This window comes from Pseudomonas sp. H1h, from assembly GCF_000633255.1.
Lineage (GTDB): Bacteria > Pseudomonadota > Gammaproteobacteria > Pseudomonadales > Pseudomonadaceae > Aquipseudomonas.
Window position 1 is genome coordinate 202,832 of sequence record NZ_AYMJ01000011.1, and the last position, 25,076, is coordinate 227,907.

A 25,076-nucleotide genomic window follows, 5' to 3' on the forward strand; every position below is an offset into this window, starting at 1 on the left:
AATAAAAAACCGCCTCGCGGGCGGTGTTGGTGGACAATTCAGGTCAGGCAGGCGGACTTGGCCAAGTCACCTCGGTAGGCCAGCCGGGCTGCTTATCAATGCGGTTGAGGTCGACCATGTACTTTTTCCACTCATTCAGCTGAGCGGCTTCGGCCTCTTCGGCGATGTCCAGATCGACGGCGTATTGCAGCGGTGCGATGACAGCCAGCGCTACGCTTCTGAGCTCAGCCCGCATCTGGTACTGGCGCTCGGCAGTGATCGAGGGTGGCGCCCCAGTTTCTATCCATTCGCCAGCAGACCACTCGCCATTGCTGTCCCGTGACGCGCCTTGATACTGGGCTTTGAAAAAGCCATCCCCGACGAGCGTCCGTGTCCAGTTCTCTGGCAGCACCGTTTTGCGGCGAATAACTGCGACGGACTCGCCATCGACGATCTCAACTTCCGGTGTGTCGACGAGATAAATCGAGGTTGTGCCGACGATCACATCGCCGATATAGAAGCCGGCAGCGTCAAGCTGATTGATTTTGATCATGAGAGAGGAATCCAAAAGCTGCCGGCAATTGAACCGGCAATATTGCTGGTAGTGACGCTCCCGTCCGCCGCCAAAAAGATGCTCGGCGAAGCCTGGCCACTCACAGGAATCGATCTGACCGGCACCACCACGGGCGCTGCCGGCCTGTAACCGACTGGCATGGTCCAAAGAAGCGTGCCGTTGGCGGTGGTACCGCCGCTGATGTAGAACTGGCACTCAATGTGCCCCAGCACAATCCGAAAGACCGCCCGGTAACCGGCCACTACCGACCAGCCATTCTGCAAGGTGGCCGGAATCCATGGCGTGGTCCCCACGGTGTACTCCGTGTAGAGCTGGCCGAGGTCCGTTGAATCGACCGCCGCCCGCAGGAAGCCTCCCGTGGTCCAGCCGATCTTGACCTGATTACCAGTCTGGCCGGGGCCGGTGCCCATCTGCACCGGGGCGTACCCAGCGTTTGCCAGCACGACGAGGTTCGCAACCGAGGAGGCGCCAGCCAGATCGGTCAATTTTCCGGAGAGAGGCTGCTTATTGGGAATGGACGCGATCAGGTCGCCGAAGTTATTCACCAGCGCCCTGAGCGCATCCGCCGAGTCCTTTACGTAGCCCTGCATCGGTGCGAGCGCGTAACTGCCACCGGCAGCGGTCGCGCCCTTGTAAGGCGGTGAAATGGACAGCGCTGTATCGCTGGCAATGTTGGTGACCTCATACCAGCCACCGTCCGGGCCGCGAAACGCATCGCCGACTCGGCCATTGGAAATGAAGGCAGTGCCGGAACCGATTACCGCGTTGGAATTTTGGGTGACAGAGACCGTTCCCGATTTGTACCAGGGCATGGAGTGTTCCTTATTTCGGGCACAAAAAAACCGCTCAAGGCGGCGATGAATGCTGGATTTTTAGACGGCCATCTTGGCGAAGAGCGCCGGGAGCCAAAAAGCGTAGGGGTTATCGAGAGCAACAGTGATTGCATACAGTTTTCGGTTCGGAAAGTCCCACCAGCAGTACAATTGACGCCCTCGGGTACCCCCGGTAACCATCCGCATACCGAAGCTGTTGATCAACAGAAACTCATTCTCGGGAAAATCGAAACTCACCGAGTAGTAGTTCCTGTAGAGCCCCTGCGGATCGTTGTCGGTCGTGACATACGTCCAGTTCTGGAAAGCCCGGGTGAACAGCGCGGCCGGGGTGCCCGAATTGAACAGCAACTTTCCAGCACCATCCCACATCGCCAGCCCGTACTGAGCGACAGGCTGCGCCAAGAACGCGGCCACAAAATATCGGCCGTTGGGTGGTGCCGTGATCGCGTTGTAGGCCCGAACGTAAAACCCCGTCCAATTGCCCGGCCCGCCGACCAGTCGCATCATGCAGAGGCCAGCTATCCCGCCGACAGTATCCGGTCTGACGAAAACCAGTGGCGGTTCCTGAGATGTCGCCGCCACGGGGAATGTCGTCAGCGAACCCAGCCCGCTGTCCGCGTTTGGCGAAAAACGGCCGGTTGCAATAACCGATAGTCTCGCGTATTCCGAATCCAGCGTGACCACATTGCTGTTGTTAGTGAATTGAAGACCGTAAGCCATCACATGAACCTTATGACGTTGAGCCGCATCGTGTTTGCCACTGAGTTACTCGAGGCGTAAGTCCGGCAGTAGTTGTAGACCCTTGCCACGTCCGTGAGCATTTCTGTTTCAAGCTGCAAATCGTCATCGACATAAGGTCCAACAGGCACCATCACCGCGACGGAATTACTCGCGTTGCAGCCAGGCACAGAAAAGTCCTGGTAGGACTTCACACCCGCGGGTGGCGAGAACGCGACAACCACGGACAGAACCACCCTGCAGGTGAACGAGTTTTCGTCGAGTTGGAGTGCGCCGTCGGCGCCCCAGACTCGCATCCCATGAGCCATTGATTACCCCAGATAGCCGAGACGGACACGCAACACGTTGTTGGCGTCGTAGACAGAGACGTTGAGAGAGTTGATCACCAACCGCCCCTGCCCTGGCACAATGCCGTTGATCTCGAGTGTGCCGTCTTTGTTGAGAATCCAGCCTTGCTGGCCGGCAATGTAGTTGGTGGAGCTGATGTAACTGCCGATCTTGGCGTTGGTGATTGTCCCGTCGAGGATGAACGCGGACTGCAAAAAAGCTTGGCCGTTCTGAACCGCAAACGGAACGGACAAATTGCCGTTGATTCCATTTACGACGGCGAAACGATCGGCGCTCACCAAGAATTGGCTTTGAAGCCCTGCCCCAGTGTTCTCGATCCCTAAGCCGATGCCAGCCGCGACGTACTGTCCCTGGGCATTTACCTGCATCTTCACCGACCACATCGTGGTCAGTTTCCCTGCCGTGTCCGCGTAGGCGGTCGAGGTCTGCTGAATCTGCGCGGTGTTCTGCCCAACGGAGGCGGTTAACTGATCGATCTTCGTCGACGTCGCCGAGTTGGTGGTGGTGACCACGCGATCAAGCTCGGTGATGGTCGCCTCGTTGCGCCCAACTCGCGCGTCCAGCGTCACCTGGCGCTGTGCCATCGCTTCATTATCAGACGCCCGCACCTTGCTTTCTGCTGCGATCGCAGCGGTGCTATTCCAACCCTTCAAAGCATCAGCAAGGTCGCCTTCCCCGCTATCGTCCCGAGAAGATGCCCGCAGCGCCTCGAATGACGTTGCTGTGGCCGTTACGGCGCCGTCGAGTTCGGTGATATCGACGGTATTGGTCGCCACCTGCTGGGCAAGGCCGTTTGCCGTTTCCACGGTCTGGCCAACATCGAGCCAGTAGGCAGGATTCGGCGGTGGCGTCTCTTTCGGTACCGGGCCAGTGGCCTGATAGATCCGCTTGCCAACGACTACAAGGTCGTATTCCTCGTAGGTGTCGTCCGGGTTGTAAGTCTTCAGACCATCGAGCGCATCGATCTGCGCCTGCAGGCCTGGAATCTTCTCGATTTCCTTGAGCAGATCCTCGCCGAGTTCTGTCTCGGTGATCTTGCGGGCGATCATTTCCAGAATGTCCCCAGCGTTCGAGCTGGACTGCCCCTGCACGCCCAAGCCGATCGGATACCACGGCCCGATGTTGCCGATCTTGTCGACGATCCGCCCCCAAAAGTAGAACGTCACGCCAGCAGCCAGCCCGAGCATGGAAAAGTCGCTTTGTGGATAGGCCAGGTCGGTCAGCTTGGTGGCAGCCTCGAGACTGGTGGTCGGGCCATACCAGATTTCAGTCCGCTGGCTGTCTCCAGCGCCAGCGGGGAAACCCCACTTCAGGTAGATGCCGAACAGCAGCGGTGTGGCCGTCAGGTAGCTGAGCGCCGACGGCAGACCTTCCTTCCCTTTCAGGTTGGTCAGGATCGAGTTACGCCATTGTGACGAGATGTCGAACGCACTTACCGCACGCACCCGGGCCACGTAGGCGCCAGCGTAGATACCGACCACGTCCACGTTGGTCATGCCGGTACGCTGGAGCTTGATCCAGTTGCCGCTGTCCTTGCGCCACTCCACGTCATAGCCCACAGCGCCATCCACCGCGGGCCAGCTGATGGTCATGGTGGCCACGGCCAAGCCCTGCACCACCGACGACGTCGATGTGAGGGACACGCTTGCCGGCGCCGGAACCACGGTGATCGGGATCACGCTGATCGGCCGTTCTTCCAGACGAGCGCCGGTGTCAATGTGCGCGAACTTGCTCGGCTCGAACTGCAGCGCACTGATTTCGAAGTCGCCCTCGGTGGTGCGCTTGGTGCGCAGCACGCGATACAGCGGGATCGCCAGATCATCGGCGTCGAGCGCCCATTGCAGCTGCGCGACTGGTGGCTCGCTGTATGCGACAGTCACTGTCACGGCGCGACCATTGACGCTCTGCACGGTGCGGCCCTCGGCGCGGCCGCCAGGCAGGTTGATGATCAACCGATCACCCGCCTTGGCCTGGGTGTCGCGATCGAGCGTGACGACTCGGCCAGCCGCTGACGAGATCCGCCCGCCGACCTCCCGCCCAGCCAGCAGCGAGTCAGCCACAGGAATGATGTGGCCCGGCAGCGGAATCACGCCCTCCATGCCGGTCTTGAACGATACGGTGCGGTCTTGGTTGTTGCTGAGGATCGCCCACTTGCCACGGCGCTGGGCCTCGGAGGCGCGGGTGCAGCCGATGGCGCTCAGCTCGGTCGGCCGGTCGCCGTAGCGGCGTTGCAGGTCCAGATCCGCGAACGGAATGACATCGGTGTCGTAGTTGTTCGCCGGGTTGTCGTAGCTGACGAGTGCCCGGGTGTACCGGGTCTTCGCCGAGGCGCTGCCGTACGAGAACTTCCCGTCGATGACGTTTGCCCGGGTGAAGACGTAGTCGAAATCCTGCGCGCGCGGCATGTCGGCCTGCATCACAAGCTGGCCCTGCGCCCAGTAGGTCATGCCCCGGTAAATCGCCGAGATGTCACGCAGCAGCGACCAGGCGTCGGCCTTGCCCTGCAGGTTCATGTCACAGAGGAAGCGCGGTTCCTGGCCACCGATACCATTCGGCACAAGCTGGTCGCAGTACTGGGCGATCCGATACAGCTCCCACTTGTCGACCATGAAGGGCTTGATGCGCTTGCCCAGGCCGAAACGTTCCTCGGTGCAGATCCCGAAGGTGATCCACGCCGGGTTATTGGTCCAGGCTGATTTCATCGAGCCGTCCCACGTCCCGGTGTAGCTGCGCTGAATCGGGTCGTAGTTACTCGGCACCATCCAGCGCCGGGCCTTGCACTTCACGGTCACCGCCGGGATGTTGGTGAACTGCTCGGCGTCGAATTCGATATAGAGAAGCGCGGTGTTGGGGTAGCGCAGCTTGGCGTCGATCACTTCCGTGTAGCCGGCCACCAGCATGGTGTCGGCGACCTTATTGCTGTTCTGATTCGGCGTCAGGCGGCGCACGCGGATCTGCCAGCCCGTGGTGGCGGCCGGCAAATCGATACGGCGCGAGCGCTCGTAGCGCGTGGTGGTCTTGCCGTCGACGGCGTCCACCAGCACCTGCTGATAGGCACCGCCATCGGTGGCGATGTCGATCGCATACTCGATACGGTAACCGCCGACATTGCCTTCATCATCGGACCGTTGCAGCGCCGGCCACGCCAGGCGCATGCGCACCGCCGACAACTGGGTGTTGCTGATCGAGCGCACCCACGGCGCATCGCTGCGCAACTCGATGTTCAGCGAGGTCTCGTTCTCCACGGACGGGATGCCCGGAATATAGGTCTGATCCACTGAGCCCGGGCGCCAGTCCCACTTCACGTTCGGGAAGTTGTAGTTGCCGCTGGCATCGCGGATCGGCGTGTTATCCAGGTAGATGTCGTAATCGGTCGGGACGCTGTCGAACTCACCCTCGCCCACGGCGATCAGCAACTTGGCCAGGTTGGTCGAGCGCAGGCTGTCGCCGGCTTCGACCGGCGACTTCGGCTTGCTGCTGCCGCCCTTCTCGCCGTGGATATCGATCTGTTCCACTACGCCCATGCTTTCCTCCAGGCGAAAAAAAGCCCGCTCAACGGCGGGCATCAGGTTTTAGCTAGCGCGCTATGCAGCATCGAGCCCTAAAGTGAGCTGCAGCTGATCACGCCAATATTCGACATCATGGATAAGCCCAGGCTTCTGCCAGCGAAATTTTGCAAGTTCTTTTCCGCTAAGACTCGCGACAGCTTGTGCATCGCCCAGCTTCTTGCAGGCTCGATCAAACTGCTGCTTTTCGTTCATTTCTCCGCGTAGCAAAGCGTCAATGTGTAGATCCGCCCATACGGCAAAGTCCGGAGAAATCCAACGAGCAAACCCAACCGCCAGTTTTGGATGAAGCCAAGTCCCACCGCCTCGTCCGCGACGAGCCTGAATCAAATCCCTCGAATCCGAGGTATTTAAATGGCGACTTAGCGCCTGGATGTAGTCTTCGGTTTCTTTGTTGCGCAACCAGTTATCCAGCCTAAGCCCTTTCGATAAAGCAACTTCGGTGGCATTGATCCAACCCTCGCTATTGAAGCGCACGGCCTGACCTTCGTAGTGAAATGGGATGACATTGTTCATGTGAGCTCCTTCCGCCTGGGAAGATGTGCAGGCAGGGGCGTAGGCGGAGCGAAACCGACCCTTTTCGGTAGCGAACCTAGCCTGCACGGGTATCCCCTTAGGGATTCTTGGGCACAAAAAAGCCCCGGTGCGCAGAAGCGCTGCCGAGGCTCATTTACTGCCCGGATGACCTGTCGATCATTTCCGGTTCAGGGTGTCGGTTTCCCGACAGTTTTCTGTCTCGGCGCTGATGAGAATTTTTGATCTCAAACGCCGACAACTGCATTTCTGGAACGTATAAGGTGTGCGGGAGTCGTGTGGCAATAGGTCCGAATAACTTTGGGACAGCATATTTCGGGCACAAAAAAAGCGCCTTTTAGGCGCCCTGCTTACTAAAATGTCCACACTGCCTGAAAAGTACCGTCTAAGTGTCAACTTGTCAATGACTCACACTTTGTCTTCTGCCAGGATCGAGGCCGAGATGATCATCCCACCCCACCGGCGTTCGCCGATGCAGATCGGGACCGGGTTGCCGCTGGCCGTGGTGTTCTTGGCGCTACCGAAGGCGTAGGACGGGGCGTTTTCAGGGGATGCGCTCTGTTTCAGGCCCGACGCCTGGGGGCTTAGCATTTGGATCACGCCGCCGGCAGTCATTGCCAGACCAGCCGAGAACAGAGATGGACCAGCGCCACCGGCAAAAAATGAAGCGGCAATCAGCACTACGCCGATGATTGTTTGAAGTACGCCAGCGCGCTTGCTTCCTGAAATCACTGGAACAATTCGAATTTCCTGAGCACCCCCGAGTGCAAAATCTTTTTCGCCCACATTTTTCCGATTTCGGAAAATCGCGAATCGCATACCGCGCCGATCCAGATCCTTGATCGCCCCTTCAAATCCGTCGATTGTGCATTTCAATGCCTGGAACGCTTCGCCAACCGATTTACTGTCAAGCTCTCGATAATGCACGCGTCCGAATAGCCTTGCCAGCGGGCCAGATAGGAGAATAGTGGTCATTGATGGTTTAGAAATTGCTGCGGCCGCCATGTGTTATCTCCTGACGAAAAAAAACCGCCAATTGGCGGTTTTGATAAATTGCTCGGCTTACAGACACTCGCGAACTGCTGCCTCAAGTGCCGCGCGGCCCCACATTTTTGACCACGGCAAGCGCTGGTACAGTGCGACTTTACTGCCCGTTCCAGCGCTGGAAACTTCAAGCACCTCATCAGTCATCATGTCAGTAGCAACGACCAACCGATAGCCGCTCTCTGTCTCAGACATGGTCGAAGTCGAGCGCTGCTCCTGCCACTTCGGGAATACGCACAGAGCGTACTTCTTGGCTGATTTATTGGTGGATGTGCTGATCGTCGGATCGTTCTTCTTCACATCTCCGGGCGACGAGCACCCCGCCAATAGCGCTACCGCCAACGCCCCTACGATCAATTTCATGCAGGTCACTCCTGTGGGAAAGGGTGAAAGGTATCATTTCGGCAGAAGGAGTAGAGTTATAAACCAGACCCATGTATGTATCCACAGTTCGATCCACTACAAAATGATGGCATAATGCCAAGCCTAGATCAAAGCAAGATATAAAACTCATACAAACGCTTTCCATCAATGGGGCATTAAATGGATATAAGCTCAATCCCTGCAACTGTATTTGTTGCATTTGGTGTAATCACTGCGGCACTTTTAACTGGCTTTTTCTCCTTCATGAACATGGTGAGCGCAAAAGAAAACAAAGTATCCGAGTTCAGACTTACATGGGTTGATGGCCTCAGAAACGAAATAGCCGAATACATCTCCGCCGCGCAAGAACTTGTTCGAGTTTCCAAAGTATTTGTGGCAAAAGATTTTCACTCCCCAAAAGAGAAAAAAGAGATCCATATTGAGTGGTACAAGGAAACTAGAGCCGCTTTTTCCCGCGCAGTGGAAAACCTCACTAAAATCCAACTGAGGCTAAATGCGGACGATATAGCTGAAGATGCTAAAACTCCTGAAGCCGAGCTAATGAAAGCAGTTACGGCAGCCAGAAACTACTCCATCAACGGAGATTTAAAAGGAGTTTTGAGTTCTTGCAATGATATACGATCTAAAGCTGCCCCGATTCTGAAAAGCACATGGGTTTTGGTAAAGCGTGGCGAAATAGGTTACAGGCGTATTCGTAGATACTCCTTGTTCACAGTCACAATAGGATTTTATGCGATTATTAGCTTCGGCATCTACATCGGCATAGCAACTTATAACACTCATTCTAAAAAAGAACTGAAGCTAATGACAAATACAATCGAAGAGCACCAAAAACACAACACACACCCACTACCCCAGCCACAAAAAGAACCAGTAACACCTAAACTAAATCAGCCACAAGAAAGTATAATTAAATAGCGCACGATAATTTTGATAAAGCTGTGCTAAATAGGTCACGGCACATCATGTGGTCGGTTGTGAATATTTATGCCTGAGGATCACCCGTGTGCGGTCGAGCCAAGGCCCGCCAAAGACAATGACCTCCGACGGCCTTCCGTATAGGTGGTGCAGCAGGAATGGCCCGGGACCGAAGGTCCCTGCGTCCTCGTCAGGCAACGCGGGATCCGCACCGAGAAAGATCCCTGCGTGATTCGGATAAACCGTCCGCCCTACTTCCATCACGATCATGTCGCCGCGCTGCGGCTGATCCACACGGTAGAAGCCGGCGGCCTCGTAGTTCGCCTCGTACAGGCTGGTGTTGTCGTTGCTCTCCCACCAGCCGTCAGCGCGCTTGAAGGCTTCGAACTCCAGCCCCCATTCGCGCTTGTACCAGTCAGCGCAGACCTGCCAGCAGTCCCAGGCACCGTGCACGAATGGTCGCTTGAGCAGCGGTACTTCACCCGAAGGCATGACGGTGCGCAGGTCGCCCTCGGGCCAGCTCAGGATGTGCCAGGGCAACGCGGTCGCTTCGCACATGGCCAGGTCGCGCGGTGAAGGCCGGCTGGTGGCGTCAGGATGTGAATGCACAACGCCGATCACCTCCCCGACGTCCTCGGCCGCTGCGTATTGCTCGGGATCGATCCGGAACTCTTCGTTCGGCTCGATCGAGACGTTGCGGCACGGGTAATACTGCTGTTTGCGGCCCACCGCCAGCAAAAGACCGCAGCATTCTTTCGGATACTCCGCCGCCGCGTGCACCTGGATCGCGTTCAATATGTGTTTGCGCATGTCAGCTCCGTGCGATCAGCGAAACGGCCGGGAAACCACCAAACGGCAGCGGGTTGCCTTCGCCGAAACGCGGGATGCAGCCCTTGCCCAGTGTGGCGTCACACTCGTCCAGTTCAGGGTTGTCAGTGACCGCGCCGTCTTTGGTCACGTACGGCCCTGTGTAGCCGCAGTTCGGCTCTCGGTAGCCATCGGTGAGGCACCAGTGGCACAGCGTCGTGGCCTGCCGCCCAATCGACTCGTTGCCGACGTCGCCCGGGCTGGCCAACTCCCAACTGACGTTTTCCCCGTCCTCGTTCGTCTTCTGGTCGATGTACCAGACCTCGATCGTTTCTTGGGTAGGGTCTGCCGTCGGATTGCCGGCCGGGAAGTTCGCCGCGTCGAGGTAGGTGCCGAGCGTGTGACGCATGGTCAACTTGAATTCGAGCAGATCCTCGAACGCTAGACAGAGCGCTGTGATGCGCCCGTTGACGTTGCCGACCGACAGCGTTGGCCGAACCGCAGTACCGTCACCGTTCGCCTCGATGCCGTCGATCTGCATCGGCCAGGCGCTGTACTCGTTGCCCTGCCAGTAGATTGCTTTCGCCGGTAGTTGATCGGCATCGGCGCCGGCGGCGATCAGCTCCGCCGCCGTGTGCGGTATCGCGTGCCCGTGGAAGCGCAGCACGTCCGCGCCATAGTCCGTGCCGTCCAATTCAAAGAGCAGCACTTCGCTGCCAGGTTCAAGCACCTGGATGTCACTGATCAGCATGATTGCCCCTTATGGTTGGAATGCCCGCTCGAACGTGGCGGTGAGTTTGAAGACCCCACCGCCCATTGGTGTGGGAGCGGGATTTTTGCAGGTGAACAGCCCGAGTTCGCCGAGCGGCGTTGTCCAGAGAAACGCCTTTGCCCCGGCGTGCCGGTCGAGGAACGCCATGATCTGCTGCACGGTGGACTTCTGGCCGACGCAGGTGATCGGGTAGGAGTCCTGTTTGTTGTTCGGACCGTCGCCGACGTTCTGCGCGTAGCCGCTGCCGAATTTCGAAGTGCGCACCCGATATGTGATATCGGGCGTTTCCCCGCGCTCGGTTGGCCAGGTGAATTTCTCGATAGCCATCAGGCCCTCCCATTTGCGCGTCGGAAGCTGGCTCCGCCAGGCTGCCAAGAGTCGGCCACGACTCTTTCCGCAACGGCGCGCATTTGTGTTTGGAGATTTTTCGAAAGGGCTTGCTGGTCAATCTGCATGCCTTCGGAGCCTCGATCCTGGGTCACCACCGTGACCGGAGCGCTGATGCTGATTGCAGTCCCGGAGCCACCGCCGGCGGCGAGAACACCCAGCTTGCCGCTGGAAGTCCGGGTCAGCGGCATGATCGCCTCCGGCCCCGCCTCCCCCATGACCCCCGCCCGGCCGCCGGCCATCCCGAAGGCGGTCGGCGTGCTGACGATGCTGTTGGTGAAGGCGCCGCCATTGGCGAACATCTGCACACCGGATGACCAGGCGCCGCCGAGCGCTTGCGGGAAGTAGTTGCTGGAGTAACCAGCCGAGGACGCCCCGAGATTCGACGACGTCGCACCTGCTGATCCAGCCGCCAGCCCATTTCCGCCACCACCGCCCGTGAAGTAACTGGTGGCAGCGCCGACGAGGCTGCTCAACAACGCAGAGCTGGCCTGTCGGGTCGCGATCCGCGCCATGTCCGCCAGAATGGACTTGGTGAAGTCGGCGAACGATAGCTTCCCGGTCATGGCAAAGTTGACGACCGCGTCCTCCATCGAGCTGAAGGCGTTGCCGAACAGGGTTTTCGTCTGGCCGGCAATGTTGCTCGCCGAGTCCAGGTAGTTGGCCCAGGCCGATGTCGCGCCTTTGGTCCAATCACCCTGCGCTGCCTCCACATCCGCGTAGTTCTGGCGGATTTGGTCGGTGGCCGCCTTGTTCGCGTCGGCGAGAGCCTGCGACTTACGGCTGAATTCCTCCTCGGACATATTCCGCGACGGGTCAGATTTCTGGTTTGCCAGCTCCAGAGATAGCTGTGCGAACCGGTCTTGCTGGCTATTTAGCTCGTTATTGAGTGCGTTCTGGCGATCACCCTGGCCGACGCCGAGAACGGCACGCTGTCCTGCCAGCTCCAGCGCTCGCTGCTGCTGAGCTAGTGCCTGAACGTAGGTCGTGATCGACCGCTCTTGTCGAGCAAGGCGACCGGTCTCGTTCGTGGCCAGAACCTCAAGTTGGCTGTCCGCCTCTTTCTGCGCCTTGACCATCCCGGCTCGCGCATCGGCGATCTTCTGGTCGAGCTGAATGCTTTGCGCAGCAGAAGTGGTCTTTTTCGCCTTCGCGGCTTCCAGTGCGGCGATCTCCGCCTCGTAGGCCGCAGTCACCTCGTCGCGCTCGTTGCCGATCAGCGCTTCGCGTTTCAGGGCGTAGTCGGCTTGCGAAACGAGCCCGGCCTTCTGAGCCGAGTCCAGTTCCTTCTGGGCGTTTTTGTACTCCTCGCTGATGGCCGCCAGGTTGTTCTTGGCATTGTTGAAGCCGGTCAGGTCGACCTGAGTGCCTGCCGTTTTCGCATCCTTGAACTGGTCGTTGATGTTCGCCAGGTTCTTGTCAATCGCCGCCTGATTCAGGCGCGGGTCGTTGGGGGCGACCTTGCGAATATCTTCGAGCTGCCGCTTGTACTCTTTGATCGCCTCGGTGCGCTTCTGTTCGTTCGTCCACGCCGACTTGGTGAGTGCGTCGATCTTGCCCATGGCGGTAACAGCTTCGCCTTGGGCTTTTGCCTGTTCCCCTTCCCATTTGGCGATATCGGCTTCAGCTGCTTTTTGATCTTCAAGCATGTTGAGACGATTCTGGTAGAGATCGATCATCTCCTGCTTGTTCTGGAACAGACCAATATTGCTCGACTGGGCAGATTCCAGGTTGCGCCGCGCCTGCTCGATATCTGCGTTGATATCCGGCCGGCCAAGGTTCTTCAAATTATCCGCGGCACGCGCAACAGCGTTGTAGCCTTTCTCCCAGAAGCTCAGGTTTTCCAGAATGCGTGGAGTACGCTCGTTGATCGCATCAGCGTACTGCTCTGTAGCCAACTTCACAGCACCAGCATGGTCGCCCTGCTTCTCCAGCGCGGCGATCTGCGAGTAAACCGATGCGGTCAGGTAGTGGTACTGCTCATTCAGCGCAGCAGACGCCTTGACCGGGTCGTCAGCGAGCTTGGCGAACTCGGCCACGGTCTCGCTTACGGCCTTGCCAGTTGCCTCCTGCATCGATACGGCAGCCTGGGTGATTCCGGTGAAGCTTTCGCCGGCGATCTTGCCGTTGTCGGCCAGCAGAGCGAGCACAGATGCGGCTTGGCCAGTGGTGCCAACGGTTGCGCTGACCTGACGGGCCATGTCGCCCAATTGCCCGGCGCTCACACCGGCGTAGTTACCGGTCAGGATCAGCGCTTTGTTGTAACTGTCCTGTTCCTCGCCCCCCTTGTAGAAAGCGTACGCCAGACCACCTACGGCAGCGGTGGCAAGCGCGAGCGGACCGAGAATGGCGAGCAGTCCAGCCGCACCCGCACCTGCACCGGCACCCAATTGCGCGACCGCGCGTACGCCACTTCCCCAGTCTCCCGAGGACAGCGCATTCCCCAGCTGAACGACGTTTTCCTGTGCCTGGCGGGTGCCGAGGCGCAACCTGTCGAAGCCGGTGGTGGTTTTGTTGAGCTTGTCGTAATCCTTGTCGATCTTACTCAGGGCAGTGTTGTACTCGTCCTGACTGATCCGGCCGGCATCCAGATGCTTGCCCAGTTGCTCGACCTGGGTGTCCAGCTTCGCCAGTGCGGCGCGGGCCGGGTCAATGGCGCCCAGCAGGCTGTTCAGCGCCTTCTGTTCATCCATGGCCGACTTGGCCAGCGCTACCTGCTGCTTGTCGAGCTGTGCCGAGATCTTCGCGGCCTCAGCCTCGCCATAGGCGCCGGTCTTGGTCAGTTTCGCCAACGCGTCGCGCTGTTTGGCCAGGTCCTGCGTAGTCTTGGCACTGGTAGCAAGCGACTTCTCCAGCGCCTGCATTTCGTTCATCAGCGAAACGGCGGACTGCTCGGCCCGGCCGCCGGCCTTCGCCATTTCATCAAGGCTTGTTTTGGCCTCGATCGCATCGGCCGAGTCGATCTTGACGCCGAGTTCTGCAATGTTCATCGACTCACCTTGAATAAGTGCCCGTGACTACGGGCTGTTTTCCCTTTCCTCCGCCATGACGCGCAGGGCTTCGCCTTCCAGCACCTGCAGGTCAGGAAAGATTTCAGCGAGTTTCTTTTTCTTGATGCCGAGGAAGCCGGCTACGTCGCGAATGCAGTTGTAATCGAGGCCGATGGCGCCACCGGAGCCGACCCGCCACTGCGTGGACATTCGGTTGAACAGGAGGAAGGCTGGCCAGTTGCATGGCCAGACCTCTACATCGTCACCCGACATATCGGCAGCCGTCAGCCCGAGGATGGCCAACTGCTCAGCAGAGGGCCCGCTTTCGTACAACGCCGCGGCTGCTTCCCTCAGTTTCCCAAGCGGGCCTGATTGAACGCGCTCTGATAGGCATTCACTACCGCTTCGGCGGTCCCCTGACACGACTTCACAAGGGCAAGGATGCTCTTGTCGTCGAACTTGTCATCGAAGCCCCATCCAGCGACCAAGTCCTTGACCTGCTGAACTTGATACTCGGTTTCGGCAGCAACGACATCCGACAATGTGGTGCCATCCCCGAACCCCTCGCGCATTTCCTTCGCCTTCAAGTTCCACTCGTCAAACAGCGCGGCGAGTGCCGGGCGATCGCGATATTTGAAGGTGAACTCGATTGCCTCGGGCTCGCGCCCGACGATGGGTATGTGGACGAGAGCCTTGAACGTAGGGTTCTGGGCGATCCTGATCTTTGCCATGGGAAGTCCTTATGCGCCGGCCAAATAGCGGAGCGAGCGAGCCGAAAGCCCGATGCTGATGGTGCGCGTCATTACGTTGTTGCGCTCCATCGTTGGATCGGGGGTGATGCTCACATAGCCTGGGTAGAGGATTTGATCGCCATTGCGCAACTTCATGCGCACGACGGCCAGCTCTTTGGTGTCATCGAAGCCTTCGACAGTCTCGACGTATTGAGCGGTCGGCTGATCCTCAACCACGATGGTGATCGTGGTCGGGTTGCGGTTGGTTGGAAACTGCTTGTCGTCGTCATCTTCCAGGTAGCCGACAGTTTGGTATTGCTGCTCGCCGCCGGACGATGTGAAAGAAGTGACTTTCGAGATTTGCGTCCATCCAGATACCGGGATCACAGAGCCAGAACCTGCGCCGACAGTGAATTTGTCAGTGTTGGTGGTATTGAGACCGGCCAGCGCAAAGGCATCGGCAGTAACGCTGGACGCTTTTACTGCGCGATCGTTGATCAGCGCCCAACCGGAATTGATCAGCAAAACGTCGCCGTTTTCAATGTCGTGCTCTACAGAGGTAGCAACCGGCGGTTTGGCGTTGGTCAGGGCGGTGAAAGCGACGGCGGTCCCCATAATGCTGGCGATCTCCAGCACAGCGCCGTTCGGCAGCGGAAAGCGTGCGGCCATGGTGTGTTTCCTCTTGAATGCCCGCCTGACGGCGGTAGGTTATGCCCCAGCGGGCGGTTGGTCTGCGACACCTGCGTAGGTGAAGCTGGCCGGGACCGTATAGGTCGCGGACTCTGTGATAGTTGGCCCCTGATCTACTGGCTCAGTGATGAGGCCATCGAACCCGTTGCGGGCCAGTGGCGTGTCTACTCGAAAGAGCCGTGTCAGCTCTTCAACAAGCGTTTCAGCGGTCGCCATGGCCTGGGCAGATGGACAGACGATGCTGATCTGATAGACGCCGGTGTACTCGTAGGCGTCCCCGCCGAGATAACGGCAGGTGGTGCTGGCTGGTAGCTGGAAGGCCCGCAGATAGGTTTCAGATGGACCCGGTGTGAATGGCTGACTCGAGTAGGCCACTCGTATTGGGCGCCCATTCGACCATGCGGCCAGCTTCGTTTCGATGGCCTGACGGGCGCGTGCGTGACTCATACCTGATTGTTCCTGATGGCCTCCTGCACGATCTGCTGGAAGCGAGCCACGGTAACCCGGACCATGCCGCCGGGAGCCTGCGTGGAATGGCCGAACTCCAGCGGGATCGCATAGGGCAAGTTGTTGATGATGTAGGCGATCTGGCCGGCGGTGAAATCACTCATCGCGGCGACCAGGGCAGCGACTGTCTCGGTGCCGCTCGGGTCAACCTCATCGAAGGTGACGCTCTCGACCACTCCGAGGGAAATGTGCCAATTCGCGCGGAATCGGCCGCCGACGTAGCCCTCCGGGGCAACGATATCCATGCCGTCATTGAGCTTGCGGCCTTTTTTGAGCCTGCCGCCCTTGGTCAGGTTGGCCGGGTCGCTGCGCAGCGCAGTATTGTGGTCGTCGACAGCCTTGTTGTACTGAGTTGCGACAGCGTTCTGCGCCCAGATCTCCGGGTTGCCCACGGGCGACATGCGGATGAGGCTGCTGCCGACCTCAATGATGATCTCGCGCACGCTCGCGTCGATCGCTTCACTGGTTTTAGCTGCGAACTCGGCGAGACTCAGGGCGAAGCTGCCCGATTGAGCCGCCATGTCATTTCCTCAGTTGTGCCGTCCATGTTGCATCTGCAGGATCCGCCGATACGTTCATCACCCGCAGCCCGTTGACGATATCGCCAATGGCCGGGGCGGCCGGTACCGCCGTTGGCACGCCCGCCTCCGAAACGAATAGTTCGTTTTGCAGCACCAGCAACTTTTTGTCGGTCGTCTGGATCAAGGAGCCGTCGACTTCTTTGGCTAGGTAGCTGCCGAATACTCCACGACCGCCGTAGGTGGTGGTCACTTCGGGCGCACCGCCCAGGTCAGGGTCATACTCGCCCACAACCTTGCGCACACCTGTCACTGGCTTGACCGCATCGGCCAGGCCATCAGGATCATCGAACGCCTCAGCCATTTCGGCCTGGATCTCTTCGCGAATTCCCATATGCAATACTCCCTAACTCACAAAGGAGCTGTTAATGAAACGACCAGAATGCAAAATTGCGATTCGTCGCCTAGCTCATGAATGGGCGGAGACGCAAGAAAGGCCAGCGAATTGGCACCCGTCATTTGGCGCCTTCGTCAGTTGGCTGAAAGAGAATGGTCATGGCCAATATTTGGACTTCAGGAGCACCATGGGGGCCTCGTACGATGCCGAGCAATGGTTCGATGAGGAGCTGAAACAAGGGTGGCGCAATTGATGGGTTTCAGATCCTTTTCAGCATCATCACACCAGATCGTTTGATCCAAGGATCCAGCAGCGCGAGGGCGAAATTCACGCCCGCTGACTGATCGGTAGAGCCCGCCACGTAGGTCTTGCTCACTGACGTGCCGGACTGAGCCGATACGGTCTTGCTCTGCACTTCCTTCTGCGTGGGCGTGTACAGCTTGCCCGCCGCCGCCTCTTTCGCGACCTGAGCGCCGGCTGTTTTGATCTCGGTCGGAACCGGATATGGAACAGCCCGCTTAATCTTGGTCGTGAGCCATGCATTGGCCATGGTCACGGCAAGGACCGGATCACCGGTGCCGGCCCAGCCAGAACCGAGCTGGGCGTCAACATCGGCGACGGTGATGAAATCGGTCATGTGTCTGTCCTTATTCCGCCGGCACCAGGGTCAGCAGGTCTTCTTTCTTGGCGGTCGCGTCGAAGGTAATACCCTTGGCGGTCAGCCACTCTTTCAGCTCGGGGACTTTCATTTTCAGAGGGTCGGTTTCCTCGGCTTCCTGCTCATTGCCGTCCGAGACCTTGATGCCAGCCGCTTGGTATGCATCGACGATATCCGGTGCATCGCCATCGACAACCACCTCGGTAGCGGAGCCGATGACACCGAAGAATTCGCTCAGCAGGCGGTAGCACACGCCGCGCTCTTTGCCCGGACTGTCTGTGTAGATCACTTTCATAAGTCACCTCAAAAGCATCCCGGCGCCCGTATAGGCGCCAGGCTGTGCGGGCCGAGTTACGGCGTAGTGGTTCCGCTGATCACAGCGGCGAACGGGACCTGCTTGCGGCTGAACACACGCTGCCAGTTCGCAGCAGCTGCGTACTGAGTCGCGGTTGGGCTGGCGTTCTGGGCCTCGGAGCCCTTCCAGCTGAAACCAGCAGGCTGGAGGATGTAGGTCTTCCGCTCCCACAGCACTTCCGCACCGCCGCCGTTGCCGCCGCCCGGCTTACGCTCCAGCTCGACCGGCACCTTCGGAGCACCTTCGCCGTAGCCGAAAGCGCCCTGGCCGAAGAACACAGACAGGTATTTGCCAGCGCCATAGATCAGGCCATCGTCCATGAACACCGGTTTGCCCAGGTAGGTTGCCAGGATGATCTTGCCGTCGGAGTCGCGTAGGTACTCGATCAGGTCTTGCTTGACCATCTGGTTCATCACGACCGAGTGCACGCCGATCGCGCCGAACTGATCAGCAGCATCGCCGGCGGTAAACGCGGCATCCTGAAAGGCATTCGCGTTGATGGTCGCGCCCGCGTCGATGACCATGTCACCGCCGTTATTGGCGATGTTCGAGGCAATGATGCCGCGAGCGGCACCCAGGGTGTAGCGCTGCCACTGACGAGTCCAGTAGGTGCCGAAGCGGTTGCGGATCTGCTGTTGTGGTTCGGTGTTGGCCAGCTCCGCAGTCAAATCGGTTACGCCGTAACCTTTGTTGAGGTACAGGACTCGGGCACGCATGCTGTCCTGCTCGACCTTGCCGACTTCGCCTTGGTCATTCGGGTCATCGTTGCTGATGTTCGGAGCTTCATCAGCGTTGAGATCCTGCCAGTAGCTGATCTCAGCGGTGCCTTGGCTGCCGGAGGCGATCGCATCCAGCACTGGCGAGCGAGTCACGATGCCCGACTCATATACAGCGGTCTTTTCCGGGCTGTTAACCGGCGCCAGGGAGGCGTAGTAGTCACCGACGAAGATGTCAGTCAGTTGGGTAGTTGCCATGGACTAGGTTCCTTTGGTGGCCTGGAGTTTTTTGAATGCTTCGGGGTTGTCACGAGCCAGCGCGGCGCGCTCCTGCTCGGTGTATTCGCCCCATTTCTTCGTGGCCTTGCCACCTTGATCGCCGGTCGGACCGGCACCCTGAGCCCTTGGCCACAGGTGTGTTGCTGTTTCACGCAGCGACTCCGCCCATTCGAGCGGAGACAGCGGGGTTTTCCCGTCCTTCCCGTAAACGACCTCGCCGTCACGGTCGGTGGCGATCGCCTCACCGTCTTCACTGAGTTTGAAAGCGCCCCGTGCGCGCAGGATGATGTCCTCGGCGGCTTCGGGGAGCGCGCCGGCCTTGATGGCTGCAGCGCGGATGGAATCGGCCAGCACCTTGTCGCTGTACTTGGCGGCGAATTGCTCGGCTTTGTCAGCACGGGCCTTCTCGGCGGCAAGCTTGGTGTCGTAGTCGGTGCGCAGGCGCTCGGTGCGTCGGGTGATGACCTCGTCCAGCTTGCCCTCGGCAATCAGCTTGGTCTCTTCGTCCTGGCCCACCTTTGTCAGCAGCCCCTTCACGGCGGCGATGTCCAAACCTTCGAACTGGGTCTTGAAGCCGTCCAGTTCGGTTTTGGTAGTCCGGAGCGAGCCAAGCAGCTCGGTGTTTTTGTTCTTGAGTCCCAGGGTCGCCGCCTCTACCGCTTCAACGATCGCGGATTTGACTGCCGGGTCTTCAAGATCAATCTGGTTTTCGTCTGCCACTTGGTGCACCCCTTGGGTTTGGTCGGCCCGCTTTGCAGGCATAAAAAAACCCCGGCATGGCCGAGGTTTGGAATTTGCATCGATAAAGTCAATGCGGGCTTAGAAGTTTAATGTCATGCCTGTTGGCTGCATCCTGTAGCCAGGCAATGAAGTTGGCATCCACGGGCAAAACGTGAACATCCATGGAGGTGATTACTTCGATCGTCAATTCATTTAGGGTGAAGGGCTGCAACCAACTTACGATCGTTACTAACTGTTTGGCCTGATCTGACCGCCAACTGGCATGTATTTCCTCCCTAAAGCCCAAACGAACGGGGAATATAATTTGATCTCCCGATGAATCGTTAAGGACGGGACTTATGGCGTTTTTGCTCGAACGACCAATAAGCACGGTCTTTACTATTACCGGGTAATGTCCGAGAGAAACGATGTGCAGGTGCGCAAACATGCCCCCCACCCTTACATCAATCTTCAAATTTTCCTTCTCTCTTTCCGCTTGCATTCTCTCGCCGCGGTTAGCCATCCATAGGCTAACAAGAACGGCTAGCAGCGCCCCCACCCCGGAGACCCAGCTACCGGCGGTATTCCAATCCCAAACGAAGGAAACAGTCGACGTAGAGTTAAAATTGATGCCTGCGGTAAGACCAAGCATCCCGCAAATCAGGCACATTAGCGCCGCGATCAGCACTGCCATCCAATTCATTAACTAGCCCCCTAAATCACAGGAGCTTATAGCAGCCAGCACGCGACCGGCCAACCGCTTTGCACTCTACTCAACGACAGTCAACCCACGCATGACAAGGTAATCAGCGAACTGCGTCCTACTCGGCGCGTATGGCGGCGGTCGCATGCGAAAGCCCGGCGTATCGCGATTGAGCCGAGTTCGTCGCCCGTTTGGCTCCGTGCAATGCGTTGGCTCTTCGATCTGGAAGCCCTGTTCGGCGGCGTATAACTCAACTGCCAGCCGTACTTGGCCCCATTCAAGCTCAAAGGGCACGAACGTCTCTGAAAGCGTCTGGCATTCGATCTTACAGTCACGCCGAGGCCAGGCCATTGCCTGATCTGGATTGGCCTTGCGCCCTTTCCACTGCCGGGCGTTGATGTCCGCCGCGGCGCGCAGCAGCAACGCAACCTGATCGGGCTCTGCTTCAGGGATCCGAAAGCCGTAGTAGTCGCGGTAGAAGGTCAGCTTCTCCAGCGGTACAAAGCTGTTGGCATCCGGCCTTCCCTGCCCATCCTCAACAATGATCTGCATCGGTCATCTCAACCTGGTGGTGTCCCGAGTGTAACGCCTGCCCGGGCGAACATGTCAGGCTCAATGGCCTTCAGTTCGGCCAGGGTCAGTGGCTTGAACTTCTTGTCGAGCTGCAGCTTGGCGAACTTCTCCGGCGTCAGCCCGCCATCTCGGAACAGCTTGCCCCGGACGGGGCCAAGTGCATGATCTTGGAAGCTCGCTGGCTGTGTTGCCAGCCATTCGTAATAATTCAAACTTGCATCGACCTGCGCCCCGCCATTGTCGCCTATCGAAGCGCGCGTGGCGTCCTTGGCAAACGTCTCCGAAAGCCTGGTGGTCGGCACCGTAGTCGACCGGCAGTTGATGTGCGCCGGCGGCAGCGGCCCTTTCCCCAAGTCAAAGCGCATACCATCCAAGCCCTTGCACTGTTGTGAGGTCTTGCGGTCGAGCGTCGAAACCCACCTGTAGCCCAAAACTACATCACTATTGGCCTTCAGGGTTTCCATCCGCGCCGTGGTGGCCACATGCTGAATCGCTGTCTGCACCACAGAGGCGGCGTTGCGATTGCTTACTGCAAGAATGCCATCGGTAAAGTTCTGCGCCGCGGTGCCGCGAATAGCCTGGATGATCTGGGCGTTCGTCTGGCCTTGGCCGAAGCCGAGCCGGATGGTGTTCGTTACCCGCATCGTCTCAGTCCGCGTCCAGCCGCTGAGGAAGCTCTTGAGCAGCTTCCCGCCATCGATGCCCTTCACCTGCAGCGGATAGGAGAACACCGCCGCGCGGATCACCGTGTTGGTCGGCACCACTGCGTCGATGGAGAGCGCATTGCTCAGGCTGTTGGCCTCGAAGGTGGCCTCATACAGCGCAATATCCACCAGATCGACCTGCACAACATCGCCGAAGGCCTTATAAATCTCCAGCAGCTTTCCGTCGACTCGGGCCAGAAACTGCTCAAGGCGATCGCGACTGTAGGTCGTCAGCTCCTTGCGTGTCAGTTGCTCGCGCACCAGCTTGTCGATCTGGCGCAGGTACTTCTCGAACTTTTTGACCTCGCCAGCCTTAAGCCGCTCCAGCATTACCGAGTGACGGGTCGTCTGCTCCAGTAATTGGCTGTCCGCCTGCGCCTGGCTTGTCGTTGACATCTTCTTTGTCCAGGTTAATGCCGGCCGACTCGCGCTCATCGCTGATCAGGTCGGCTTCATCTTCATATGGGCGCTCCGGCAGCTTGCCGGTGGTGAGGTACTGCCAGTAGGTATCGGCGCTGATCGTTCCGGCCATCACACCTTTCAGCAGCTCGGCGAGAACCTGCGCGTCGACCACTGGGGTCACGAATTCAGGGTTCACCTTGAACTTGACCTGCTTGGGGTCGTAGCCCTTCCACTCGGCGGCGTATCGCAGACCCTGCTCCACCGCCTCGGCCACCGTGATGACGATGCTGTGCAGCGTGGCGTGCTGGTCGTTTTGGCGTGTTTTGCGCGCCTCACCCGACTCCGTACCGGCCACGTCCATGACCTTGGCGCCGGCTTCAAGCGCGGCGTTTTTCTGGTCATCCATGGCTTTGCGTACTGCTTCAATGCCGGCACCTTGGAACTCTAGGTAACCGCACTGTCCGCTCGGGCCAAGATCCCATGCCGCCGATGGCCCCGTCACGCTGAGCTCTACGGACTCATCGAGACCGGACACCCACGGCTGCGGATGGCTAGTTTGGTGCAGTGCGGTGAAGTAGTCAGCACTCAGCTGATACGACTTCAAAGCGGCCCGCGCCATGGTCAGCAGCGGCACCTCGTCGACATCTGGCGAGTTGTCGGTAGAGCCGCAGTAGATCACCGGAAGGTACGCCAGCCCTTTGACTAGGCGATTGTCGGTGTCAGTGGTACCTAGAGGCCGCTCATCCTCGACAAGTTCGCCACCCTCGTTCCGCACCGCGGTGTAGCAAACATTTCCGTCCATGAAGAACTCACGGAAAACCGTGTCGCAGTCGTGGCTGTATCGATCGCCGCCCTTCTTGCGAAACTCGCGGAACACCGAAAGGACCAGATCCTGCCGGCCGCCTTGGTCCGCGGTGTCCCAGTTGATGGCGTTGCGCGTGGCATAAGTCGAGAAATACGGCTCGCCGCGATCATCGATGTTCACCACCAGCGGCACCCGACCGTGCGAGATCGCCTGGCGCACCATGCGGAAGAACAGCTGCTTCAGGCCGAAGCCGTCCGCCGTGGCGTTGTCCTCCAACACTTTCAAACCAGTGGGCAGTTCGATCTCCGGGATCAGCCGAGACACCAACCCCATCATCGAGCGCAGAGAGTCACGCACCCAGTGCTCGTACTGAGCGCGGGCCGTGTAGTTCGCGTAAAGGTACTTGTTGCCGGCGGCGTCGAGCTTTTCGGCTTCGACCATGCCGCTCGGCTTGGGCAGGTTGCGCTCGTTGCGTTTGACGGCGCACTCACCCTCGAGCGCGTCGTCCATCATCTCCCACTCGGCGATGTGCGCGTCGTAGTCGGGGTTTGTCGATTGCACTGGCATCAGGCCAAGCCTCCAATTCGGCGTGTTCCGCCTGTGCGTTTGATGCACGGCCACTCGACGTCGATGCAATACCCAATCGCCGTGGTGATGTGCTGGTAGTCGTTTTTCTGGTCTTCCTGGAAGGTCGAGCCCATTTGAAGTTGAACCGTACTCAAACCCTTGTGGCACCAGGGAGCGGTGACCGGGTTGATGAACAGGCTTGTTTCTCCTGAGGCTGTCAGGATCTTTGCCCGCACGGCGTTCTGCCGGTCCTTGATGGACGGGTGCGCCGGCTTGACCTTGCGCGTGTACGTCCAGCCATTAGCCTTGAGCACGCCCTCGATGTCGGTGTAGTCAGATGCGTGGCCGTGCTTCTCGCCCGCCTTGCCGGCCGGGTCGCCGTAGATCAGGACATGCTTGTTCTTGTGGTCCTTGAACTTGTCCACGAACTCGGCTGCCGACTGCTTCGATACCGCGCTAATCAGCACGATCTCATCCAGCAGGTAAAGGTCTTTGCCGTCGTTGCGCCGCACACCGATGGCCGAAGACAGGGGCGTGAAGTTCTGGTCGTGCATCCACAACAGCTGCTCGTGCGGCTCAATGGCTGCATTCGTGGTGTTCGCCTTGCTGTAGTCCTCGTAGATACGGCCTGATGCCGTTTCAAACGATGCTTCGAATTCCTGCTTGAACTGCTTGGCCGACATGGCCCGCTTCATTGCATCCATTACGTCAGCCGGAAGAATCTCGGCCGATTTCCAATGAAACACGCGGAAGTTCGGGTCATTGCCCGACTCCGCCTGCATGCACAGGTCGTAGTAATGGTTCAGGCCGTCCGGCACGCCAAGCAACCAGCACCAGGCCCGGTAATCCGGCATGGTCGGGTTGACGGTGTTCAGCGCCGGGAGAATGTTTGCTTCCCAGGCATCCGGCTTGATGTCGGCGAACTCGTCGATTCCGCCGCCCGTCCACGGGATACCCTCGATCCGCTGTGGCTTGTCCAAGCCGATGACGTGGATCTCGCTACCGTTGTCCAAGTAGATGATCAGATCCGACTCAGAAGGCCGGCGACTGTGCATGCAGCTCAGCGTGAAAGCCTTGAGGTCATCCCAGAAGATCTTCTTGGCCTGGGCATGCGTTGGCGCGGCGGCGAAGTACATGCCGGTGTAAGCGGATGCCTGCTTTACGAGGAAGCGCTTGAACCGTTCGGTCTTGCCGCTTCGGCGCCCAGCAGGCACCAGCGGGAAACGGATGCCCTCAGATACAGCCGCAACCAGGGCGAGCTGTACAGGGTGATCCTTGAGCGGATACCAGCGTGACAGTTGGCGATCAAACAACAGGTTGCCGGTGTTGGCCTTCATGACGGCAGCCTCGCGATCAAATCGGCCAGCAGCTGGGCGTTTGAGTTTCCGCCGCCCTTCTCTATCAGCTTGAGCTCGGCCTTACGCTTCTCGATCTCAAGCAGTTTGATTTCTTCATCCAGCGACTTGTCCGGCTCAACGCGTCGATTGACGTATACGTCCCCGATCTCCTTGGCTGCTTGCTCAATGATCTGAGTGGCAAGGGCCATGTTCTTCATTGTCTCGGCCTTTTCAGCCATGCGTCCAAGCGCGCGTAGTCGATACGCACGGTTTGCGATCGGTATCTCTGCGGTCTGCTCACGAAAGCGCTTGCGGGTGTCATGAAAGAGGGTCTGCCACTTGGCTGCCAGGTTCACGCCGGCGCGCTTGGTTGGGTCGTGCTGCTCTACCTGCTGGCGGGTTACATCAACATCGAATTCTTGCTTCACCGCTTGTGAGACCTGCGTCGGAGTGTCGAAACACGCCAAAGCCTGAACGATGAAGGCTTTCACATCGTTTTTCAGGGCTGCCATAGATTGGATTCCGTCTCATGCCTGTCTC

Annotated in this window: 29 protein-coding genes and 1 pseudogene; 2 read left to right on the forward strand and 28 right to left on the reverse strand. The window is 58.8% G+C overall.

What is annotated here, in order from left to right:
* Positions 1-43: 43 nt before the first annotated feature.
* The 8 genes and pseudogenes from U862_RS30985 to U862_RS0108880 form a co-directional block, all read right to left on the reverse strand.
* Entirely contained in the window at positions 44-532 is a 489-nt protein-coding gene (locus tag U862_RS30985) for a tail fiber assembly protein (RefSeq protein WP_025110066.1), read from the reverse strand.
* Positions 533-1,065: 533 nt separating this feature from the next.
* A pseudogene (locus tag U862_RS29485) lies at positions 1,066-1,365 on the reverse strand (tail fiber domain-containing protein); the annotation flags it as partial.
* Between the two features lie 60 nt (positions 1,366-1,425).
* Positions 1,426-2,106, reverse strand: coding sequence for a hypothetical protein (locus tag U862_RS0108855; RefSeq protein WP_025110068.1), 681 nt, complete (start codon positions 2,104-2,106; stop codon positions 1,426-1,428).
* Positions 2,106-2,420, reverse strand: coding sequence for a hypothetical protein (locus U862_RS31115; protein ID WP_025110069.1), 315 nt, complete (start codon positions 2,418-2,420; stop codon positions 2,106-2,108). Before U862_RS31115 ends, U862_RS0108855 begins: the two co-directional genes overlap by 1 nt.
* A gap of 15 nt (positions 2,421-2,435) precedes the next feature.
* A complete protein-coding gene (locus U862_RS0108865; RefSeq protein ID WP_025110070.1) occupies positions 2,436-5,996 on the reverse strand; it encodes a host specificity protein J in 3,561 nt (1,186 codons plus the stop codon).
* Positions 5,997-6,056: 60 nt separating this feature from the next.
* Positions 6,057-6,554, reverse strand: a complete 498-nt coding sequence (locus U862_RS0108870; RefSeq protein ID WP_025110071.1) for a KilA-N domain-containing protein — start codon at positions 6,552-6,554, stop codon at positions 6,057-6,059.
* A 426-nt stretch (positions 6,555-6,980) separates the two neighbouring features.
* A complete protein-coding gene (locus U862_RS0108875) occupies positions 6,981-7,577 on the reverse strand; it encodes a tail assembly protein (protein ID WP_025110072.1) in 597 nt (198 codons plus the stop codon).
* Positions 7,578-7,634: 57 nt separating this feature from the next.
* Positions 7,635-7,979 (reverse strand): hypothetical protein, encoded by a 345-nt coding sequence (locus tag U862_RS0108880; RefSeq protein ID WP_025110073.1) that lies wholly within the window; start codon positions 7,977-7,979, stop codon positions 7,635-7,637.
* A 180-nt stretch (positions 7,980-8,159) separates the two neighbouring features.
* Here U862_RS0108880 and U862_RS0108885 point away from each other — a divergent pair, with 180 nt between their 5' ends.
* Complete coding sequence (locus U862_RS0108885) at positions 8,160-8,918, forward strand: hypothetical protein (RefSeq protein ID WP_025110074.1); 759 nt, start codon at positions 8,160-8,162, stop codon at positions 8,916-8,918.
* Between the two features lie 45 nt (positions 8,919-8,963).
* Here U862_RS0108885 and U862_RS0108890 read toward each other — a convergent pair whose 3' ends face one another.
* The 10 genes from U862_RS0108890 to U862_RS0108935 all read right to left on the reverse strand — a co-directional run bounded on the left by U862_RS0108890 (position 8,964) and on the right by U862_RS0108935 (position 16,714).
* Complete coding sequence (locus tag U862_RS0108890; RefSeq protein ID WP_025110075.1) at positions 8,964-9,728, reverse strand: C40 family peptidase; 765 nt, start codon at positions 9,726-9,728, stop codon at positions 8,964-8,966.
* A gap of 1 nt (position 9,729) precedes the next feature.
* On the reverse strand, positions 9,730-10,479 hold the full coding sequence (locus U862_RS0108895) for a phage minor tail protein L (RefSeq protein ID WP_025110076.1): 750 nt from the start codon (positions 10,477-10,479) through the stop codon (positions 9,730-9,732).
* A 6-nt stretch (positions 10,480-10,485) separates the two neighbouring features.
* Complete coding sequence (locus tag U862_RS0108900) at positions 10,486-10,824, reverse strand: phage tail protein (RefSeq protein WP_025110077.1); 339 nt, start codon at positions 10,822-10,824, stop codon at positions 10,486-10,488.
* The gene (locus U862_RS0108905; protein WP_025110078.1) at positions 10,824-13,874 is read right to left on the reverse strand and encodes a phage tail tape measure protein; all 3,051 of its coding nucleotides are present in this window, start codon (positions 13,872-13,874) and stop codon (positions 10,824-10,826) included. The genes U862_RS0108900 and U862_RS0108905 overlap by 1 nt, the downstream gene beginning before the upstream one ends.
* A gap of 27 nt (positions 13,875-13,901) precedes the next feature.
* On the reverse strand, positions 13,902-14,147 hold the full coding sequence (locus tag U862_RS0108910; RefSeq protein WP_049827997.1) for a DUF1799 domain-containing protein: 246 nt from the start codon (positions 14,145-14,147) through the stop codon (positions 13,902-13,904).
* Positions 14,148-14,224: 77 nt separating this feature from the next.
* Positions 14,225-14,605 (reverse strand): phage tail assembly chaperone, encoded by a 381-nt coding sequence (locus U862_RS0108915; protein WP_025110080.1) that lies wholly within the window; start codon positions 14,603-14,605, stop codon positions 14,225-14,227.
* A 9-nt stretch (positions 14,606-14,614) separates the two neighbouring features.
* Positions 14,615-15,274, reverse strand: coding sequence for a phage tail protein (locus U862_RS0108920; RefSeq protein WP_025110081.1), 660 nt, complete (start codon positions 15,272-15,274; stop codon positions 14,615-14,617).
* A gap of 39 nt (positions 15,275-15,313) precedes the next feature.
* Positions 15,314-15,742, reverse strand: coding sequence for a phage tail terminator-like protein (locus tag U862_RS0108925; protein ID WP_025110082.1), 429 nt, complete (start codon positions 15,740-15,742; stop codon positions 15,314-15,316).
* Positions 15,739-16,323, reverse strand: coding sequence for a hypothetical protein (locus U862_RS0108930; protein WP_025110083.1), 585 nt, complete (start codon positions 16,321-16,323; stop codon positions 15,739-15,741). The genes U862_RS0108925 and U862_RS0108930 overlap by 4 nt, the downstream gene beginning before the upstream one ends.
* A gap of 1 nt (position 16,324) precedes the next feature.
* Positions 16,325-16,714 carry a hypothetical protein gene (locus U862_RS0108935; RefSeq protein ID WP_025110084.1) on the reverse strand — a complete coding sequence of 130 codons (390 nt, stop codon included), beginning with the start codon at positions 16,712-16,714 and terminating at the stop codon, positions 16,325-16,327.
* A gap of 34 nt (positions 16,715-16,748) precedes the next feature.
* Between U862_RS0108935 and U862_RS0108940 the strand changes: the two genes are divergently transcribed.
* Positions 16,749-16,970: a hypothetical protein gene (locus tag U862_RS0108940; RefSeq protein WP_025110085.1), complete on the forward strand. Its 222-nt coding sequence runs from the start codon at positions 16,749-16,751 to the stop codon at positions 16,968-16,970.
* A 6-nt stretch (positions 16,971-16,976) separates the two neighbouring features.
* On the opposite strand, the gene U862_RS0108945 is transcribed toward U862_RS0108940, so the two are convergent.
* From U862_RS0108945 to U862_RS0108990, 10 genes are all read right to left on the reverse strand, one after another.
* On the reverse strand, positions 16,977-17,354 hold the full coding sequence (locus U862_RS0108945; RefSeq protein ID WP_025110086.1) for a hypothetical protein: 378 nt from the start codon (positions 17,352-17,354) through the stop codon (positions 16,977-16,979).
* A 10-nt stretch (positions 17,355-17,364) separates the two neighbouring features.
* Positions 17,365-17,670, reverse strand: a complete 306-nt coding sequence (locus U862_RS0108950; protein WP_025110087.1) for a HeH/LEM domain-containing protein — start codon at positions 17,668-17,670, stop codon at positions 17,365-17,367.
* Positions 17,671-17,726: 56 nt separating this feature from the next.
* The gene (locus U862_RS0108955; protein WP_025110088.1) at positions 17,727-18,704 is read right to left on the reverse strand and encodes a major capsid protein; all 978 of its coding nucleotides are present in this window, start codon (positions 18,702-18,704) and stop codon (positions 17,727-17,729) included.
* A gap of 3 nt (positions 18,705-18,707) precedes the next feature.
* Positions 18,708-19,445, reverse strand: coding sequence for a hypothetical protein (locus tag U862_RS0108960; RefSeq protein WP_025110089.1), 738 nt, complete (start codon positions 19,443-19,445; stop codon positions 18,708-18,710).
* Positions 19,446-19,533: 88 nt separating this feature from the next.
* Entirely contained in the window at positions 19,534-20,148 is a 615-nt protein-coding gene (locus U862_RS29155; protein WP_025110090.1) for a hypothetical protein, read from the reverse strand.
* A 66-nt stretch (positions 20,149-20,214) separates the two neighbouring features.
* Complete coding sequence (locus U862_RS0108970) at positions 20,215-20,700, reverse strand: DnaT-like ssDNA-binding protein (RefSeq protein ID WP_025110091.1); 486 nt, start codon at positions 20,698-20,700, stop codon at positions 20,215-20,217.
* 8 nt (positions 20,701-20,708) lie between these two features.
* The gene (locus tag U862_RS0108975; RefSeq protein WP_177327323.1) at positions 20,709-21,821 is read right to left on the reverse strand and encodes a minor capsid protein; all 1,113 of its coding nucleotides are present in this window, start codon (positions 21,819-21,821) and stop codon (positions 20,709-20,711) included.
* Positions 21,739-23,199, reverse strand: a complete 1,461-nt coding sequence (locus U862_RS0108980) for a DUF4055 domain-containing protein (protein WP_025110093.1) — start codon at positions 23,197-23,199, stop codon at positions 21,739-21,741. The genes U862_RS0108975 and U862_RS0108980 overlap by 83 nt, the downstream gene beginning before the upstream one ends.
* Positions 23,199-24,536: a terminase large subunit domain-containing protein gene (locus U862_RS29160; protein WP_025110094.1), complete on the reverse strand. Its 1,338-nt coding sequence runs from the start codon at positions 24,534-24,536 to the stop codon at positions 23,199-23,201. Before U862_RS29160 ends, U862_RS0108980 begins: the two co-directional genes overlap by 1 nt.
* Positions 24,533-25,048, reverse strand: coding sequence for a DUF2280 domain-containing protein (locus U862_RS0108990; RefSeq protein WP_025110095.1), 516 nt, complete (start codon positions 25,046-25,048; stop codon positions 24,533-24,535). Before U862_RS0108990 ends, U862_RS29160 begins: the two co-directional genes overlap by 4 nt.
* Positions 25,049-25,076: the final 28 nt, after the last annotated feature.